The 17,087-nt window shown below is 69.4% G+C and carries 14 protein-coding genes; 8 read left to right on the forward strand and 6 right to left on the reverse strand.

What is annotated here, in order from left to right; translation table 11 throughout:
- Positions 1 to 8 precede the first annotated feature (8 nt).
- The 4 genes from G6O68_RS02210 to G6O68_RS02225 all read left to right on the forward strand — a co-directional run bounded on the left by G6O68_RS02210 (position 9) and on the right by G6O68_RS02225 (position 6,602).
- Positions 9 to 389 (forward strand): hypothetical protein, encoded by a 381-nt coding sequence (locus G6O68_RS02210; protein ID WP_165244298.1) that lies wholly within the window; start codon positions 9 to 11, stop codon positions 387 to 389.
- A 258-nt stretch (positions 390 to 647) separates the two neighbouring features.
- Complete coding sequence (locus tag G6O68_RS02215; protein ID WP_165244300.1) at positions 648 to 4,361, forward strand: hypothetical protein; 3,714 nt, start codon at positions 648 to 650, stop codon at positions 4,359 to 4,361.
- Positions 4,362 to 4,422: 61 nt separating this feature from the next.
- A complete protein-coding gene (locus G6O68_RS02220; RefSeq protein ID WP_240910968.1) occupies positions 4,423 to 4,953 on the forward strand; it encodes a diacylglycerol kinase in 531 nt (176 codons plus the stop codon).
- A gap of 164 nt (positions 4,954 to 5,117) precedes the next feature.
- Complete coding sequence (locus tag G6O68_RS02225; protein ID WP_165244302.1) at positions 5,118 to 6,602, forward strand: lipocalin-like domain-containing protein; 1,485 nt, start codon at positions 5,118 to 5,120, stop codon at positions 6,600 to 6,602.
- Between the two features lie 22 nt (positions 6,603 to 6,624).
- Here G6O68_RS02225 and G6O68_RS02230 read toward each other — a convergent pair whose 3' ends face one another.
- Positions 6,625 to 8,442 (reverse strand): Hsp70 family protein, encoded by a 1,818-nt coding sequence (locus G6O68_RS02230; protein ID WP_165244304.1) that lies wholly within the window; start codon positions 8,440 to 8,442, stop codon positions 6,625 to 6,627.
- Between the two features lie 44 nt (positions 8,443 to 8,486).
- Positions 8,487 to 8,963, reverse strand: a complete 477-nt coding sequence (locus tag G6O68_RS02235; protein WP_165244306.1) for a DUF2760 domain-containing protein — start codon at positions 8,961 to 8,963, stop codon at positions 8,487 to 8,489.
- A gap of 353 nt (positions 8,964 to 9,316) precedes the next feature.
- Between G6O68_RS02235 and G6O68_RS02240 the strand changes: the two genes are divergently transcribed.
- Together G6O68_RS02240 and G6O68_RS02245 are read left to right on the forward strand one after the other, a co-directional pair.
- Positions 9,317 to 9,679, forward strand: coding sequence for an STAS domain-containing protein (locus tag G6O68_RS02240; protein WP_165244308.1), 363 nt, complete (start codon positions 9,317 to 9,319; stop codon positions 9,677 to 9,679).
- Between the two features lie 386 nt (positions 9,680 to 10,065).
- Complete coding sequence (locus G6O68_RS02245; protein ID WP_165244310.1) at positions 10,066 to 11,784, forward strand: hypothetical protein; 1,719 nt, start codon at positions 10,066 to 10,068, stop codon at positions 11,782 to 11,784.
- A 112-nt stretch (positions 11,785 to 11,896) separates the two neighbouring features.
- On the opposite strand, the gene G6O68_RS02250 is transcribed toward G6O68_RS02245, so the two are convergent.
- Both G6O68_RS02250 and G6O68_RS02255 read right to left on the reverse strand, forming a co-directional pair.
- On the reverse strand, positions 11,897 to 12,454 hold the full coding sequence (locus G6O68_RS02250; protein ID WP_165244312.1) for a hypothetical protein: 558 nt from the start codon (positions 12,452 to 12,454) through the stop codon (positions 11,897 to 11,899).
- A gap of 34 nt (positions 12,455 to 12,488) precedes the next feature.
- A complete protein-coding gene (locus G6O68_RS02255) occupies positions 12,489 to 13,508 on the reverse strand; it encodes a 3-oxoacyl-ACP synthase III family protein (protein WP_165244314.1) in 1,020 nt (339 codons plus the stop codon).
- Between the two features lie 321 nt (positions 13,509 to 13,829).
- On the opposite strand from G6O68_RS02255, the gene G6O68_RS02260 reads away from it, so the two are divergent.
- Together G6O68_RS02260 and G6O68_RS02265 are read left to right on the forward strand one after the other, a co-directional pair.
- Positions 13,830 to 14,255 carry a hypothetical protein gene (locus G6O68_RS02260; protein WP_165244316.1) on the forward strand — a complete coding sequence of 142 codons (426 nt, stop codon included), beginning with the start codon at positions 13,830 to 13,832 and terminating at the stop codon, positions 14,253 to 14,255.
- A 97-nt stretch (positions 14,256 to 14,352) separates the two neighbouring features.
- Positions 14,353 to 15,150 (forward strand): hypothetical protein, encoded by a 798-nt coding sequence (locus G6O68_RS02265; RefSeq protein ID WP_165244318.1) that lies wholly within the window; start codon positions 14,353 to 14,355, stop codon positions 15,148 to 15,150.
- Between the two features lie 34 nt (positions 15,151 to 15,184).
- Here G6O68_RS02265 and ispH read toward each other — a convergent pair whose 3' ends face one another.
- Positions 15,185 to 16,147: a 4-hydroxy-3-methylbut-2-enyl diphosphate reductase gene (gene ispH / locus G6O68_RS02270; protein ID WP_165244320.1), complete on the reverse strand. Its 963-nt coding sequence runs from the start codon at positions 16,145 to 16,147 to the stop codon at positions 15,185 to 15,187.
- A gap of 88 nt (positions 16,148 to 16,235) precedes the next feature.
- Positions 16,236 to 17,042, reverse strand: a complete 807-nt coding sequence (locus G6O68_RS02275; protein WP_206107994.1) for an alpha/beta hydrolase family esterase — start codon at positions 17,040 to 17,042, stop codon at positions 16,236 to 16,238.
- Positions 17,043 to 17,087: the final 45 nt, after the last annotated feature.

Raw genomic sequence — 17,087 nt, forward strand, 5'->3', positions numbered from 1 at the left:
AGCAGGCTATGGGATTCGGCCCGACGAAGAAGGCGTGTTTCTGGTTTTTGACAGGGGCGCTTCCGCTCCTGTCGGCTCTCGCGGTCATCTATCCCTGCCAGCCGGGAATCGCGACCTATGACGGCGTGGGACCGGCGCGAGGCCGAAAGATCACGGCCCCCGCGGGCTCGGGGCGTCTCCTGACCGTCGGAGGCATGACCTACATGCTACGCTGCGAGACCTCGCACGCCCTGGTCCTGACGACATTCGTCCACAACGAGATGTGGACGGACGCCGAGCTGGATTCGATCGAGCGGATGTTTCCCGGGTATGCGGACCCGCTGCCTACCTGGTACGCCCGCCACCGAGATCAAGACCCGACGGACAGCCCCCGCGCCATCTCGCCTTGACCGGAATCGGGACGCGGGATACTTTCCCCCGCGAACGTCCTTTCGCGTCCCCGTCCCGATCCGAACCCCGCTCCCATCTGCCGCCCGTCTCGGGCGCGACCGCGGGGGAAAGCCACGTCCGAGCGACCGCGAGCCGCCGATCGGCGTCCGCGAATCCCGGCCGGGCCCTTTGATCGAGGCGAGGGCGACGGTTGCCCGCGGATCCGGCCAGGGACGGCCGCCCGCTTCGTCACGTCGGTGGAATCCCCGGGAGGCACCGTGCGCGAGCACGACCAACCCAGACGTCGCACGCGTCTCCGCGTGTGGTTCGGGTTCATCCTTGCGGCCTCGCTCCGCGGCCTCGCCGCCGCGGCCGACGACCCGCGCCAGGCCCAACCGGGCCAGGCCGAGCCGATCGACCTGGCGGCGACCACCGCGATCGTCTGGGACGCGCCCGACGGGCGCTGGGTCGTCCTGTCGGGGGCCGCGTCGGCGGTCCAGGCCGGCCGCGGCGTGACCGCGGCCGGCCTGGTCGTCCGCATCACCCAGCAGGCGCTCGACGACGCCACGGTCTATCAGGCCGAGCTGTACGCCGAGGGGGAGGTGCGCGCGCCGACGGCCGACGCCCCCCCCCGCAAGCTCGGCCGCGCCGTCCTCCAGACCGTCCGCGACGTGCGCATCCTGTCCAAGGTCCACCAACTGGACGCCCCGCCGAAGGGGATGGACCTGGTCGCCCGCGCCGACTTCCCGGCCCAGGCCCCGGCCGTCGCGCCGCCCCCGGGGCCCCTGCCCCGCGAGGTCGTCGACCAGGCCGGCGTGCCGACCGGAGCCCCGGCGGCCGCGGCCCCGAGGCCGGCCGACCCGCTGATCGTCGAGGCCCAGGCACTCGTCCCGGCCGACGAAGATGACGAGGACGAAGCGACGACGCCCGCTCCGGGCCGCGATCCCGAGGTCCGCCCCGCTCAGGACGGCGGCCGGCCCGCCCCGCGCATCGAGGCCGAGGACCCTCCGATCATCGACCTGCCCCCGATCGAGGGCGAGATCGAGCCCGAGGTCCAGGTGCCCGACCTGCGCGACGACGCCCCCGGGCTCCGCGACGACTTCGACCCCTCCCCCGCGCCGGCCCTGGAGCCGCTCCCGGGGGACATGGAGGACGAGCCCGCGCCCCCCCTGCGCGCCGACGAGCCCCACGCCCCGGCCCCCGAGCCCAACCCGCTGGCGCCGCCGCCGATGTTCAAGCCCCCGGTGAATCCGGGCAGCCAGCGCGTCACCTGGATCTTCCCGCGCAGCGGGCGGCCGCTGGACGTGAAGGAGTTCCGCTCCGAAGGGTCCCATACCATCATCATCCGCGGCGGCGTGAACGTCGTCGCGACCACGCCGCAGCTCGGCACCGTCGACATCGAGGCCGAGAGCGCCGTCATCTGGCGCCACCCGGATCCGAAGGGCGAGGGCATGATCGGCCCTCAAGGCGAACGCATCGAGAACCCCACCCAGCCGATGGAGATCTACCTGGAGGGGAACGTCATCCTCCGCCAGGACGAGAACAAGTTCGCCGGCAAGGCCGACCAGCGCACCTTCCGCGCCGACAAGATCTACTACGACTTCGTCACCGACAAGCTCATGGCCGTGCAGGCCCAGGCCGACATCTTCGCCCCCAACCTCATCAGCCCGATGAAGATGAAGGCCCCGCGGATCGAGCAGTTCCGCGCCGTGGTCCGCCAGGAGGACGGCTCGCTCGTCCTCAGCCCCGACCCCGAGATCCGCGCCGACCGCGCCGTCTCGACCGGCAGCCGCTTCCCCGACCCCGCCTACAAGATCTACAACCGCTCGATCACCCTCAGCCGGTCCTCCACCGAGGCCACCGACCCGGTCAACGGCAAGCCCCTGACCGGCCCCGGGGGGGCGACCGTCCGCGACCAGGTCTGGCGCTACGACGCCCGGACGAACCTGTTCTACATGGGCCCCGTGCCGATCTTCTACTGGCCCCGGTTCACCGGCGAGGCCGACGAACTCGACCCGCCCCTGCGGATGATCGGCTTCCGGACCAACAACTACTTCGGCCAGCAGCTCCTCACCGACTGGAACGGGTTCAAGCTGTTCGGCCTCCGCCGGCCCAACCAGATCGACAACTGGAACATCGACATCGACTACCTGAGCGCGCGGACCAAGACCTTCCCCGCGCTCGGCAGCGAGCTGGGCTGGTTCGGCTCCGACCTGATCAACGACGTGCTCGACCCGTACCACCGCAACCGGAACGTCGAGCCCAGCTTCGCCCGCGACTACTTCGGCTACTTCGACATCTGGGGGCTCCAGGACAAGGGGATCGACATCCTGGGCTCCGGCCCGGCGATCGTCACCAACGGCCCCGCCGGCGCGGGGAGCAAGGGTTATCAGCGCTCCGGGGTGCCGGCCTTCCAGGACATCCGCGGCCGGTTCAACATCCGCCACATGCAGCGGCTGCTCCCCGACGACGAGGCGCATCGCTTCGAGGACTTCCGGATCCAGGCCGAGATGGCCTACAGCTCCGACCGCTACTTCCTGGAAGAGTACTACAAGCGGCTCTACGACATCGGCATGGACCAGGAGACGCTGCTCTACGGCCAGTATCAGAAGAACAACTGGTCGGCCAGCCTCTGGGCCGAGGCCAACCTGATGGACTTCCAGACCGAGTCCCAGTGGCTCCCCCGGTTCGACTACTACCGGCTGGGCGACACACTCTTCGGCAACCGCCTGGTCCACTACCAGCACTCGGGCGTGAACTACGCGAACACGCACACCGACATCATGGTGAACAACCCGAACCTGTTCGCGTTCATCCCGACCGACCCGATCTCGAACACCAGCGGCGTCTTCGAGGCCGGCCGGGCCTTCACCAACCACGAGCTGAGCCTGCCGCTCAACCTGGGCGACGTGGTGCGGATCAACCCTTACGTCCAGGGGCAGGCGATCGGCTGGACCGACCAGATCGGCGGCGGGCCCAACCGCCAGCAGAGCGTCGGGTCGCTGGGCCGCATCTGGGGCGCCGCCGGCGTCCGCGCCGAGACCACCATGTGGAAGGTCTATCCCGGCGTCGACAACGAACTGCTCAACATCCACGGCCTGAACAACAAGGTCAGCTTCTTCGGCGACTACCGGACCTCGTACTCGAACGTCCGGCTCCAGAACATCGCCGTGCAGGACGACCTCGACGACAATTCGTACGAGGAGGTCCGCCGCTACTTCGCGATCACGAGCTGGCAGAACGGCGTCCTGCCGCAGCCCTACGACCCCCGGCACCTGATCCTCCGCCGCGCGTTCTCGCCGATCACCGGGTCGACCGACGTCCTGGCGTCGATGGACACGTTCAACTTCGGCGTCCACCAGCGGCTGCAGACCAAGCGCGGGCCCGAGGGGAAGCGTCGGATCGTGGACTGGATGACCCTGGACGCCTCGACCACCCTCTTCCCCTACGCCGAGCGCGACAACTTCGGCAAGCCGTTCGGCCAGACGATGTACAACTACCAGTGGTTCCTGGGCGACCGCACGAGCATCATCTCGACGGGCACGTTCGACTACTGGAACCTCGTGGGGAGCGAGCCGCTCGACAACTACAACGTTCCGGGCTTCAACCCCAAGGGGCTGAACATCATCACCACCGGCGTCTCGCTGTCGAGGCCCCCCCGGGGTAGCGTGTTCATCGGCTACAGCGTCATCAACACCGGGCCGATCCAGACCTCCGCCCTCAACACGGCGATCAACTACTGGATGAGCCCGAAGTGGTACGGCACCTACTCGACCTCGTACGACTTCGGCAACGAGATCTCGCTCGGCTCGATGTTCTCGTTCACCCGGATCGGGGCGGACTACCTGTTCTCGCTCGGGCTCTCGGTCGACCCCCAGCGCCAGAGCTACATGTTCGCCTTCCAGATCACGCCGAGGCTCGCGCCGATGCTCCGGCTCGGCTCGGGCGTGGGGCTCAACCAGTTCGACTCGCGCCTGGCCCCGGTGCAATAATCCCGAGGGACGCGCGGCGAACGAACCGTACCGCGGACGCGAGGACAGAGGCGACGTAACCATGCCCGACTCGAACGCTCGGCCGAACCCGAAGACTCCCCAGGCGACGCTCGCCATGATCGAGGAGCCGACGCCCCGGGGGCTCCTGCCCGTCCCCGAGTTCGACGAGCGGAGGCTCCGGCTCCAGCTCGAAGACGTTCCCGGGATCTCCTCGCAGGCCGACCGGCGAGGGACGAAGGGGAAGCTGTACGCCGGCCTCCGGGGCCTGAAGCAGGCCATCCGGGGGGACTCGAGCTTCTACGCCCACCTCTATCGCGGCGTGCTCATCGTCATCATCGCCGCCGTCCTCCAGGTCAACCTGTGGGGGTGGTGCCTGCTGGTCCTGGGGGGGAGCCTGGTGCTCCTCGCCGAGCTCTGCCACAGCGCCGTGGACACTCTGGCCCGGGCCATCGGCGACCCCGACGAGCCCCGGCTGACGATCGCCCGAGAGATCGCCGCGGCCGGCGTCCTGGTCGTCGCCTTCACCTCGGGGGCGATCACCGCCGTGGTGCTGACGACGAAGCTCGCCGAGCTGTTCGGCTGGTGGGGTTGATCCCACGCCACACGCCCGCCTGCACCCTTGAAATCCGCCGGTGCGATTTGCATATTGTCACGCACGCGGACGATGGATGAGATGCGAGGCGTCTGGGAGGCCTCTCGGCCCCCGCCCCGGTCCCCCTCGTTCGGTGTCTCCCCCGCCAGGGAAGGGGCCCCGCGATGACGCGCAGGTTCAGCCTCGGGACCGCGGCCGACCGGAAAGTGGTGGTTCTGGAGTTGCAGGGCTCGAAGCTCGCCGTCGTGCGGATGAAGCCCGACGGCTCGACCACGCGCCAGGAGCAGGCGCTTCCTAGCGAGACCGCCGCGCACGCCGCCGCCGACAAGATCGCCCGGGAACTCGTGGGACGCGGCTACGTGGAGCACGGCCAGGCCAAGCCGGCGCGATCCCAGGATAAGGTTCAGGCCCGATCGCAGGCCGCATCGGCCTCGAAAGCGAAGGCCGCCGGCGCCCCCCGCGCCGCCTCCGCCCCGGCGGACGGCCCCGGCCCGGGGCTGTTCGACGACCTCGAACTCGTCGAGGCTTCGTCCCCGCCGCTCGCCCGCCTGGCACCCCTTCCGGTCGCGTCCGCCGATTCCGGCAATGGCGCCCCGAAGCCGAAGAAGAAGGCCGGCAAGAAGAAAAAAAAGGGGGCGAAGGACCCCGACGCGCTCGATCGCCGGGTGATCGCGGTGGTCGCGGCGGTGGGCATCGGGCTCCTGGGCGGGGTCGGCTACATGATGTACGACCTCTTCTTGAAGCCGGCCTCGATCGTCGGCGTCTGGAAGGGCTCGATGGTCGAGCACGAGATCGGCCAATCGCTCACGTATACGGCCTATTCGCTGACGCTCGACGCCGCCAAACGCGCGACGATGGCGATCGACGACTCCAAGCCGATGTCCGGGACCTACAGCGTGAAGGGCAACAAGCTGCTCTTCAAGTTCAAGGACGAGGAGGGCGACGAGGTGGACCGCGAGTACCGGTTCAGGCTCGATCGCGCCACCCTGGCCCTGATCGACGCCGATTCCGGGAAGCTCCTGGTGGACCTCGTGCGCCAGTTCCGCCAGCCCGACGCCGTCGGCGAGACCAAGGCGAAGGCCGCCGCCGCGAAGGACCTCGTCGACGTGGGCGAGCGTCAGGCCGACCCCGAAGCCGACAAGGCGCTGGCCTCGGTCGAGTTCGGGGCCAAGGACGGCGCGTTCAAGCTTCGCCATCCCCCCGGCTGGACCGCCCAGACCGGCGGCCGGCCCGACAACACCTACTCCTATATCAACCTGGAGAAGGACCCGTTCAAGATCGTGGTCTACGCCGACGTGACCGGCTCGCTGATCTCGGGCTCCGACTCGTCCAACCCCTCCGACTTCGAAGAAGGGAGCGAGTTCGCGCCGGTGCAGAAGGCCCACGAGCACTTCGCCAAGACCGGCACCGAGGACTTGGGCGATTACCAGGAGGGGAAGGCCGAGGTCTTCAAGGACTCGGGACTCGGCGAGGGGCGGATCTCAGTCTTCACCGCGTCGGCCGGCCTCTTCGGCGGCAAGCTCAAGGGCTACCACGTCACGACCTTGACCCGCAACCGCCGCGTCTCGGTCCTGGCCTACGGGCCCGAAGAAGACTTCAAGAAGATGCGCCCGACTTACCTGGCGGTCAGCCGCAGCCTGGCCCAGTGACCGGGTGCCGGGATGCGGCCGCTCAGTCGGCCCCCGGCTCGCGGACGTTGAACTCCAGCTTCCAGCGGCGGTCGTCGCGGGTGCTCAGGCAGGAAAGCTCCAGCGTGCCGACCTCGTTGACGTGCGAATGGAGACGCACCGGGACCGTGGCCCCTTCGAGATCGCCCTCGACCGGCAGGGCGGTCTCCATCGGGGCCAGCTCCTGGATCTCCTCCGGGTTCCAGCGCTCGACCATCGCGCCGACGGCGTCGTCCCGACGGGTGGTCGAGCTGAGGAAGCGGAAGACGGCCGACTCGCCAACGACCAGGCCCAGCTCGGGACCGGGCACGTCGGCCTGGGTCCCCTCCTCCATCCCCATCGGCACCACGCACAGGGCCTTCAACTCGGGCGCCACGCCCGGCACGGCCGGCGCAGAGGTCTCCAGGCCGACGTAGTACGACCGCGCCACGCCCCCCCGGATGCGGACCCCCTTGCCGCGCCGGACCTGGCCGTAATAGGCGGCGCCGCGAGCCACGGCCAGGTCCAGGTCGTCCGACTTCAGCTCGGGAACCGCCTGACCGGCCCACTTCGAGAGGACTTCCAGGACCCGCTCGCGGAGCACGTCGGCCTTGAAAACGCCGCCGTTGAAGAGGACGGCGGAGGGCAGGATCATCGACCCCGAGGCGTGCAGCGAGCCCGCCTGTCGGCCGAGAAAACGGGCCAGGTGCCGGGTGATCGCGGGATCGGCCGCATAAGGCAGGCCGATCTCGGTCAGGCCGACGCGACGCCCTCGCGCGGGCTGGTCGGTCGGCTCGCAGAACGGCAGGAAGCCGTCCACCAGGACCTGGTTCAGCATCTCGCGCTCCAACTCAGCCTTGATCGAGCCGCCGATGACCTTGGAGCCTCGGCCCAGGATCGTGACCGGGGCCGACTTCTTCTTCGGCTCGGCGAACAGCGTCTCCTTGGCGGCGCGGCAGGCGTGGCCGAGTGCCACCCGCTGAACGGCGTCGAGCCCTTCCATACCCTTGGGCAGCGTCGCGGCGACGGCGTAGGCCAGGGCGAGGTCCATATTGTCGCCGCCGAGCAGGATGTGCTCGCCGACGGCCAGGCGGGCGAGGGACAGGTCGCCGTCCTCCTCGGTCACGGCGATCAGGGTGAAGTCGGTGGTGCCGCCGCCGACGTCGCAGACGAGGACCACGTCGCCGACCTTGACCTGCTTCCGCCAGCGCTCGCCGGCCATCGCCAGCCACGCGTAGAAGGCGGCCTGAGGCTCCTCGATGAGCGTGACGTTCGCCAGCCCGGCGCGGGTCGCGGCCTCGACGGTCAGCTCGCGGGCGACCGCGTCGAACGAGGCCGGCACGGTCAGCAAGACCTCCTGTTCCTCCAGGCGGTCCCCGGCCCCCTTCCCCGCCGGGCTCGCGTTCCAGGCTTCTCGCAGGTGCTCCAGGTAGGCCGCCGACGCCTCGACCGGCGAGATCCGTTCCACCTCGGGCGGGGCCGACCATGGGAGGATGGCCGAGCGTCGGTCCACCCCGGCGTGCGAGAGCCAGCTCTTGGCGGAGCTGATCAGGCGGCCTGGCGATTTCGCCCCGTGCTCGCGCGCGAAGACGCCCGCCGCGCGGTCGGCCGAGGCCTTCCAGGGGAGGTCGAGCGCCCCAGCCGGGAACTCCTTGGGCGCCGCGAGGTAGAGGAAAGACGGCAGCAGCGGCCGGGCGGCGACGTCGTTGAGCCCGACGACCTGCGGGATCGGCAGCTGCTCGATCGGCGACGTATCCGCCGGATCGCCCCCGGCGGCCGTCTCGGCGAAGGCCAGGGAGGTGTTGGTGGTCCCCAGGTCGACGCCCACGACGTATCGCGACATGCCTTAGCTACCCTCTCTAGGGACGTGATGGTCGCTCGGCCGATTCAGGGGATCTCGACCTCGGCCGGCGAGAGGACCGAGGAATCGTCGCGGGCGACGGGGAGGACCGGCAGGTGGACCGAGCGGACCCGCCAGCCGTGGTGCTTCAACACGCCCTGGAACGGCGGCGAGCCGTCGACGTTGCCGATCAGGCGGACGGCCGCGGGATCGAAGTCCGCCGGCACCCGCACCGGCGACTCTTCTTCGCCCGGCAGGATCGGCTCGATGGTGAGGTACTCGTGCAGCGTCTTGCGACAGCCGCGATGGATGTCCCGCACCGCGGCGCCGATCTGGGCGTCGGCGTAGGCGTCGATGTCCTCCTCCAGGAAGTCGACGAGGCGGCCGTCCCGCTGGAGGACCGCGAGGATCCGGAGGTCCGGGCCGGAGGGCCGGTCCGAGAAGAGGGGCTCCACCCTGGCCGCGAAGTCGGCCTCCGTCAGGGTGCGCCAGAAGGTCCGTAGCGCCAGCCAGAAGCGGTTCAAGCGTGATCCCTCGCAGGGTCAGGGTCGTCGCAGGCCCGGTATGCCGGGCCGGGGCGGTTCGCGATCGAAGGGGTCCCCTCGACCGTGCGGACCACCGATCTTAACATCCCCCCGCCGTGGAGAAAACGCGCAGGCCGGGTCCGCCTCGAATATGCTAGAGTCCACAAATTGCGGCGAGGGGAAAACGCGCGGTAAGATGGAAACGGATCCCCGAATGTGCCCGAGCCCTGCCAGGCCCTCGCGTGAGGCCGCGGATTCGGGCCGACGGGCCGTCCCGGCCGACCCTCGCGCCGGGGAGGGATCGGATCCGGGATCGATGACCGAGTTGCGCCGCCGGAGGAAGAGTCGTCGTCATGAGCACTTTCAACACGCGTGATGAATCCGGCGTCCTGATCGTCGCGTTCACCGATCCATCGGGACTCAACGACTTCCGGAACACCCCGCTTCGCGACGCCCTCTTCGAAATCGTCCAGGAACGGACCGAGCCGCGCGTGGCCCTCGATATGAGCCGAGTCGATTATCTCTCGAGTTCCGGCGTGGCGATCCTCGTCGGCCTGAAGCGTCGGGTCGAGACCCGCGAGGGGAAGATCGCGCTCTTCGGGCTGCAGTCCGCCGTCCAGGGATTGCTCCATATCATGAAGCTGGATCGCTACTTCCTCATCATCGAGGACGAGCCGGCGGCCGTTGAACAGCTCCGTCCCGCCCCTTCGGTCTAACCCGCCCTTCCGTTCCCCTCGATTCTCTCGGCCCCCCGGACGCCCCATCTTCCCGGGACCTATGAAGTCGGCCTTCCACGGCCGCCGAACAAGAGAGACGTAAGCGAATCGTACCCGAGCGACGCGTCCGGCCCCCCGTCCTGAGCGGGGGGCGGTGCTCGCCCGATCGAGACGCGCGTCTGTCCGTCAGGCCGGATGACCAACCGAATCACGGAGGGTGGCCCGCCGCGTCGCTCCTCGGTCGTGCGACCGAAGGCCGACCCGGGGGATCGGGCCGCTGGGGAAGGGAGTCTTCCATGGGTAGCATGCGGAGAGGGTCCAGCCGGTCCACCTCGGCCCGGCGCGGCCGGATTTCGGGGCTCGAGGTCCTGGAGAGCCGGCAGTTGATGACTGCCAACATCGGGGCGTATCCGTCGCTGTACGTCCCCACGGACCTCTACGTCCGCAACCCCGTGACCAACGTGCGGGAGGGGTCGGTCTCCGCCTACTCCCTGTATCGCCAGCACGACGTGACCAACGCCCTGGTGAGCAACGAGGGCAAGATCGTCACCGGCAAGGACCGCTCGGGCAACGAATGGACGATCACCGTCCACGGCCCGGGCAAGGTCATCGTCACGGATACGACGCCCAACGACGGCGCGCTCGACGACGACATCGCGACGATCCAGATCGTCGGATCGAGCCTCAACTCCACCTACGTCACCGGCTCGACCGTCGCCTCCACCCGGACGACGACGAGCGGCACCGTGCGGTTCAACCGCCTGATCGCCGCCGAGGGCGTGCGGTCGATCCAGCTCAACGGGTTCGACCTGACGAGCATGGTCACCCCGGCCGTCGTCGAGCAGACCGGCGTCTTCCTCTACGGCGGCGTCCAGGTCCTGGAGTTCCACGACGTCATCGGCCTGTTCGACACCGCCGGCAACCCCTCGCCCTACCAGATCCAGATCGGCCAGGCGAATTCGCCGCTCAGGGTCAAGCCGTCGATCTACCTCGACTCGATCTACAACTCGGTCTACAACAGCGAGGACGGGACCATCCCGACCGCGCCGGTCACGACGCCCTGGATCCAGTTCTCGGTCAACGGCGTGGTGCAGGAGTTCAGCATCGTCTCGGCCACGCAGTCGGCCCTGCCGCCGAATTACGTCACCGGCACCCAGCAGGGGACGATCGAGGTCTGGAGCGGAGTGCCGACCTCGGGCCCGCCGCCGGCCGCCTACCAGTTCCTGTACAACATCGTCGGCACCACCGGCCGGACCTCGCTCCAGGCCGTCGGGGTGAACAACCTGAAGGTCCGCGGCTCGGCCCGGAACTTCACCGCCCAGCGCGACACGACGCCGTTCACGTCGTCGACCAGCGGCCTGTCCCACCTCCGCCGGGCCGAATTCGGCGGCGTGGCCGACGGCCTCGCCCTCGACGTCAACGGGCCGATCGGCAAGCTGCGGTTCAACCGCGGCCTGGGCGACCCGACGGCCGTCTACACGGCCTCGACCCAGACCCCGGCGACCGAGGAAAACCCCGACACCCAGACGATCCTCCTCCCCGCCACCTACTATGGCACCCCGGCCGGCTCCACGGGCTATCCCGCCGCCGGCCTCCTCGGCGGGGCGATCCGCGGTCGCACCCTGGGATCGATGGTGGCCAAGAGCAACGGGGTCTCCACGATCGCGGCCCAGAATCCCGACTACGTCTTCCTGCGGCGGATCGGCTACCCGACCTACACGCAGGCCCCCGGCATGGCCGTGACCAATTCCTCGGTCACCACCACCGGCTCCATCGACCACGTCAACATCGACGGCAATCAGCTCAACAGCGCGATCGCCAGCGGGTTCGACTACCAGGCCTATCGCCAGGGGCTCCAGGCCTCCCGCAGCCCCAGCCGGATCGGCTCGTACCGGCAGCAAGGCGACCTGATCAATAGCGTCGTCACGGCCTCGGCCCAGCCGGTGAACAACGACTACCGCCAGGGCGCCGTCTTCGGCGACGGGTCGATCACCGGCCACGTCACCGGCAAGGCTTACGACACCGACGGCCGCAACGCCCTCAGCCAGTTCGGCGCCGGCGTCTTCGCCCGCCGCAAGGTCGGCCGCCTGCCCATCGCCCCCTGATCGACCGGTCGAGCGAAAGCCCGAAACGCCCGCGAGGCGTCCCCGCCGAACCCTCGGCCGGGACGCCTCGCTCGTTTGGCCGCCTCGCGACAACGTGATCCCTATCGGGTCGTCATCGCGACGGATGGAAATTGTCCCAAATACGGCCGAGCCCGGCCGTGCGGTACGCCTCTCGGCGTCGATCGTCTCGAGCCTGATAGACTTCCACGGATGGCTTCCCGTCCAGTCCCTCGCGAACGCGATCCAGCAGGCCGGGCTTGCGGGAGTAGATCTCCCAGCAGGACGAGTCGGTGTAGATCAGCCAGACCCGGGCATGTTCTCGGATGACATCGTCGCAGGTCTTCCACGAGGCCTTATGGTAGAGCGAGGCGACTCGCAGGGGATCCTCCCGGGTCGGTTCGATGGCCCAGAGGCAGATGTCCTGCTCTACGAAACGGTCCGCGTAGCGAAACAGGCTGCCCGGTCGCCAAAGATAGGCGTTGTCGTCGCCGTCTTCGGGCCTCAGGAAGACGGAATAGTCGAATCCCGAGAGGGCCCCCATCCAGGGCGGCCCCTCGAAGCACCACGCCAGCCGGTCGAGGTCCTGGCGGATCGGCCGGAACAGCTTCACGAACCAGAAGCCGGCGCGACCGGTGTGATCTTCGAGGAGCTTGAGCAGGAGGCCGTCCATCGGATCGCCCTCGCTTCCTCGATGGTCGAGCGACTCACCAGCGGAAGAGCACGGTGCCCCAGTTCAGGCCCGAGCCGAATCCCGAGGTCAGCATCAGGTCGCCGCTCTGCAGGTTCCCGGCCCGGTTGATCTCGTCGAGGGCGATCGGGACGGAGCCGGCGGAGGTGTTTCCGTAGCGCTCCAGGTTCTTGAACACCGCATCGCGGTGGAAGCCCAGGACGTCGCTGGCGGAGTGGATGATCCGGACGTTGGCCTGGTGCGGGACGAACCAGCGGACGTCGCCCACGGTCTGGCCGGCGTGGCCCAGGACCGAGAGGGTGGAGTCCGCCAGGATGCGGACGGCCCACTTGAAGATCGCCCGGCCGTCCATCGTCAGGTAGTGCAGACCCTGCTCCACCGTCTCGGCGGTGGGGGGCATCCGGCTGCCGCCGGCGGGGCGGGTCAGCAGGTCCGAGCCCGAGCCGTCCGAGCCGATCTGGTAGGCGAGGAGCCCCTGCTCCTTCGTCCCGGGCCCGAGCAGCACCGCGCCGGCGCCGTCGCCGAACAGCGGGTAGCTCTTCTGGTCGCCGGGGTTGATGACCCGGCTGTTGCAGTCGCCGCCGACCACCAGGACGCGCTTGCCGGTCCCGGCGGCGACGAACTGCGAGCCGATCACCAGCGCGAAGACGAACCCGGCGCAGGCCGCCTGGATGTCGAACCCCGCGCAGTTGAGCTTGAGCCGGTCCTGGACGAGATTGGCCGTCGACGGAAACGCCATGTCGGGCGTGAAGGTGGCGAGCACCAAAAGGTCGACGTCGGCGGGGTCGCAGTCGGCGTTGCGGAGGCAGCGGGCGGCGGCCTCGGCGCAGAGGTCGCTGGTGGCCTGGTGGGGGAGGGCGAAGCGGCGCTCGTGGATGCCCGTCCGGTTGACGATCCACTCGGGATCGAAGCCCAGCGAATCCCGGAGGTCCAGGTTCGTGACCACGTTGTCCGGGACGTAGCTGCCGGTCCCCAGGATCTGCACGCCGGTCAGGGAGCGGGTCCGAGGCTGGATATGCGCCTGTCCGTTGCTCATGGTCGAGGGACGGGGCTCGGACGCCGCGACTCGGACTCCGCCGATCTCACCATTAGTAACGGCCATGCTGCTTTGGTTCTCTCAAGGATCGAGGTGACGGGGCCTGACGGGCGGGGCCGCGGCCCGGTCGCGAGATGCCGCCGATCGACGTGCTGGCGCGCTCGTCGCAATCCCCCGGCGCATCGCGAGACGCCGATTATGACGAGGGTGGCACAGGGAAGAATCGGAATATACTGTTTATCGACCTACGCGACCATAGCAATGCGAAATTTGGGGCCGTCGCCGACGCCCCCGAATCGGCCTCGAAGGAGGGCCCGCGACGTGGCCGAACATGCCATCCGCCTCCGCGCCGCCTGGCAGGCGATCGACCCCGACGACCCCGACGGCGCACCCTTCCGCGTCGATCTCCCGGTCGACTGGGCGTCCTTCCCCTGGCCCTCGGGACGGGCCCCCCGCCGGTTGACGCTCTCGCGGCGATTCGGCAGGCCCGCGGCGCGAGGCGAGGGCCCGCTCCGCGCCTTCCTCGTGCTCGAGGCCGCCGACGGCGTGCGGTCGATCGCCCTCGACGGCGAGTCCCTGCCCTGTCGCCGGACGGCCCCCGGTCGCCTGGTCGTCGACCTACCTCCCCTGGAACCCCGGAATCTCCTGGTCGTCGAGGTCGAGCTTCCCGACCCGCCGCCGTCCGCCTGGGGAGAGGCCGGCCTGGTCTTCGGCCCGGCCGGGTCAGGTCCCGAGGAGGTCGCCTGAAAGGCTTGGCGGGGCGGCCAGCCCCGGGGTACGATGGTCGCCACGTTCAACGATGACGACCCGCCGCCGGGACTCCGCGAGAGGGGCGAGCCGCCGTATGATCGAACCGCGACACGACTTCGCCAAGACCTACCGGATCTGCCGCCTGGGCTTCTTCCTCCTGGCGGTCGGCCTCGTCCCGGCCTGCCTCGTCGACGTCCTCTGGCTCGTCGGCCGCTTCGGCGACCCCCGGCTGCTCATGCTCGTCGACCGCAGCGGCCTGATCTCGCTGGTGGCCACGGTCACACCGTGGGCCACGCTCGCCGGTTCCACCGTGCTCTGGGGTGCCTGGAGCAACCCGAGTTGGCAGCGTCGGGCGGGGCTGCTCCTCACCATGTGCCTGGTGGACGTGGGTAGCTGGTTCCTGGACCAGGGCGATCCGATGATGCGAGGCGAGCACGCCTGGTTCCGCCTCCAGCTCGGCACGGCGCTCGGCTGGGCCGAGTTCGCGCTCCTGGCGAGCCTGTCGGGCGCGTTCCTGGCGCATCTGGGGGTCGAGCCGGCCGAGGAATCGTCGAAGTCGACCCGATCCCTGGCCGCCACCGGGGCCGTGGTCTGGCTGATGCTCTTCTGCGAGACCGCCAACCTCCAGGCGGGGTGGCCCGTGCAGCCGAACCCGCGGTTCACGCTGCACGCGCAACTCCTCTGGATGGGCAACACCATGATCCACACGATCTGCCTGATCCAGGTCACCGCGCTGGTGGTGTCGGCCGTGCGTCGCGGCCATCAGGAGGTAGGCCTGACCGCCGCCGAAGATTCGGGCGAGCGGCAGGAGGAGGAGCGGCTCGGCGTCTTCCGCGACGCGACCGCCGCCGACGCCCTCGGGCCCGTCGGGGATCGCCCGGCCGTCCTGTAATTCGGCCGGGCGGGCCGTCGTCGAGATGTCACGTTCAGGTGCGGGCGGCGGCCGGCGGCTCGCCGGTGGCGAGCAGCTCGCGGAGCGAGCGCGGTAGCGGGAAGTGGACGTCCTCCTCGCGGACGACGGCCTCGTCGATTGTCGCCGCGAAGGTGGTCTGGAGGTAGTCGACGCACTCCTGGACCACGTTCTCGGGCGCGCTGGCGCCGGCCGTAATGAGGACCGTTTCGACCCCTTCGAACCACTCGGGCTGAATCTCGGACACGCCGTCGATCAGGTGCGACGAGATGCCCATGGAGAGGGCGATCTCGGCGAGCCGGCGGCTGTTCGAGCTGTTCTGGCTGCCGAGGACCAGGACCACGTCGGCCCTCGCGGCCAGCTCGCGGACGGCGACCTGGCGGTTCTGGGTCGCGTAGCAGATGTCGTCCTTGGGCGGGTTGTTGATCTTCGGGAATTTCTTGCGGAGCGCGGCGATCACGATGTTGGCGTCGTCAACGCTCAGGGTGGTCTGGGTCAGGTAGGCGACCTTCTCCGGGTCGGGCAGCTCCAGCCGTTCCACGTCCTCGGCGGTCTCGACCAGGACCATCTGCTCGGGCGCCTCGCCCATCGTGCCGATCACCTCGTCGTGCCCCTCGTGGCCGATCAGGACGATCGTGTAGCCGGCCTTGGCGTACTTGATCGCCTCCAGGTGGACCTTGGTCACGAGCGGGCAGGTGGCGTCGATCGCCAGCAGGCGGCGGGCCTTGGCCTGGCTGCGGATCTCGGGCGAGACCCCGTGGGCGCTGTAGAGGAGCGGCGACCTTTCGGGCACCTCGTCGAGCGTCTCGACGAAGACGGTCCCCTGGCGGGAGAAGCGATCGACGACGTACTTGTTGTGCACGATCTCGTGGTAGACGTACACCGGCGGCCCGAAGAATTCGAGCGCGCGTTCCAGGCATTCGATCGCCATGTTGACCCCCGCGCAGAAGCCTCGGGGGTTGGCCAGGAGGATTTTCATCGGCGCGGAGGCTCCTCGACAAGGGCGGATGTTCCGGCCTCATCCTAACGGACGACGGCGCTTTCCGGGAAGACGGAACGCGGCCCCCTCACTCCCCGCCGACCTCCTGAAAAAATCTCACGATCAACTCCGGTGCGACCTTCGGGAACTCATGCCCGCCCGGGTGGACGTACTCGACGAACGGCGCCCCGAGCTTCGAGGGGAACCGCGTCGCCACGCCTCCCGGGCCCCAGGGGCGGCCCTTCGCCTCGCAGGCGTTGTCCCGCTTGGCCCGATCCATGCCGGCCCGCTGGCCCTCGTACGGTGCGATGGCATCCCCCTCCCCGGCGATGTGCAGGCAAGGCTTCGGCTCCAGCCGTTCGACCCGCTCCAGCGCCTGGCTGGCGCAAGGGGCCACAGCAGCAACCCGATCCGGTCGCGCCGCCCAGAGCAGGTAACTGAACCGCCCGCCGTTCGAGTGCCCGGTCGAGTAGACCCGTTTCGCGTCCGCCCCGGACTCGCCGAACGTCGCCAGCATCGCGTCGAAGAATTTCAGGTCCCGATCGTCCTCCTGCCCGACCTCGAACTGCCAGCCCGCCTCCTTCCCCTCGGGGTCGGAGACCCGGCCCTTCGTCGCCAGCCCCTGGGGATAGACCACGACCGCCTCGGGCCAGAGCCGCTCGAATGCGCAGGCCGCCGCGAAATAACGCGCCCGGCCGCCGTGCCCGTGCCAGGCGAAGACGACCGGGGCCCCTTCCATCCTGACGGGCCTGTGCACGAAGGCCGTCCGCGACGCCCCCGCAACCTCCCACTGAAGCGGCCTGAGCGGCCCGCCCGTCTGCACCTGCGCGAAGGCCGGGGCGTGCGCCGCGAGCAGCACCGCTATCAGACTCGCCGTCAGCGTTCTTCGCGTCATGTCGACCCCAGCTCGATTAGGCCTTTTTGTGCCGAAACCGCGTTC

Origin of the sequence: Paludisphaera soli (genome assembly GCF_011064595.1) — a bacterium.
In the GTDB taxonomy this organism is placed as follows: Bacteria; Planctomycetota; Planctomycetia; order Isosphaerales; family Isosphaeraceae; genus Paludisphaera; species Paludisphaera soli.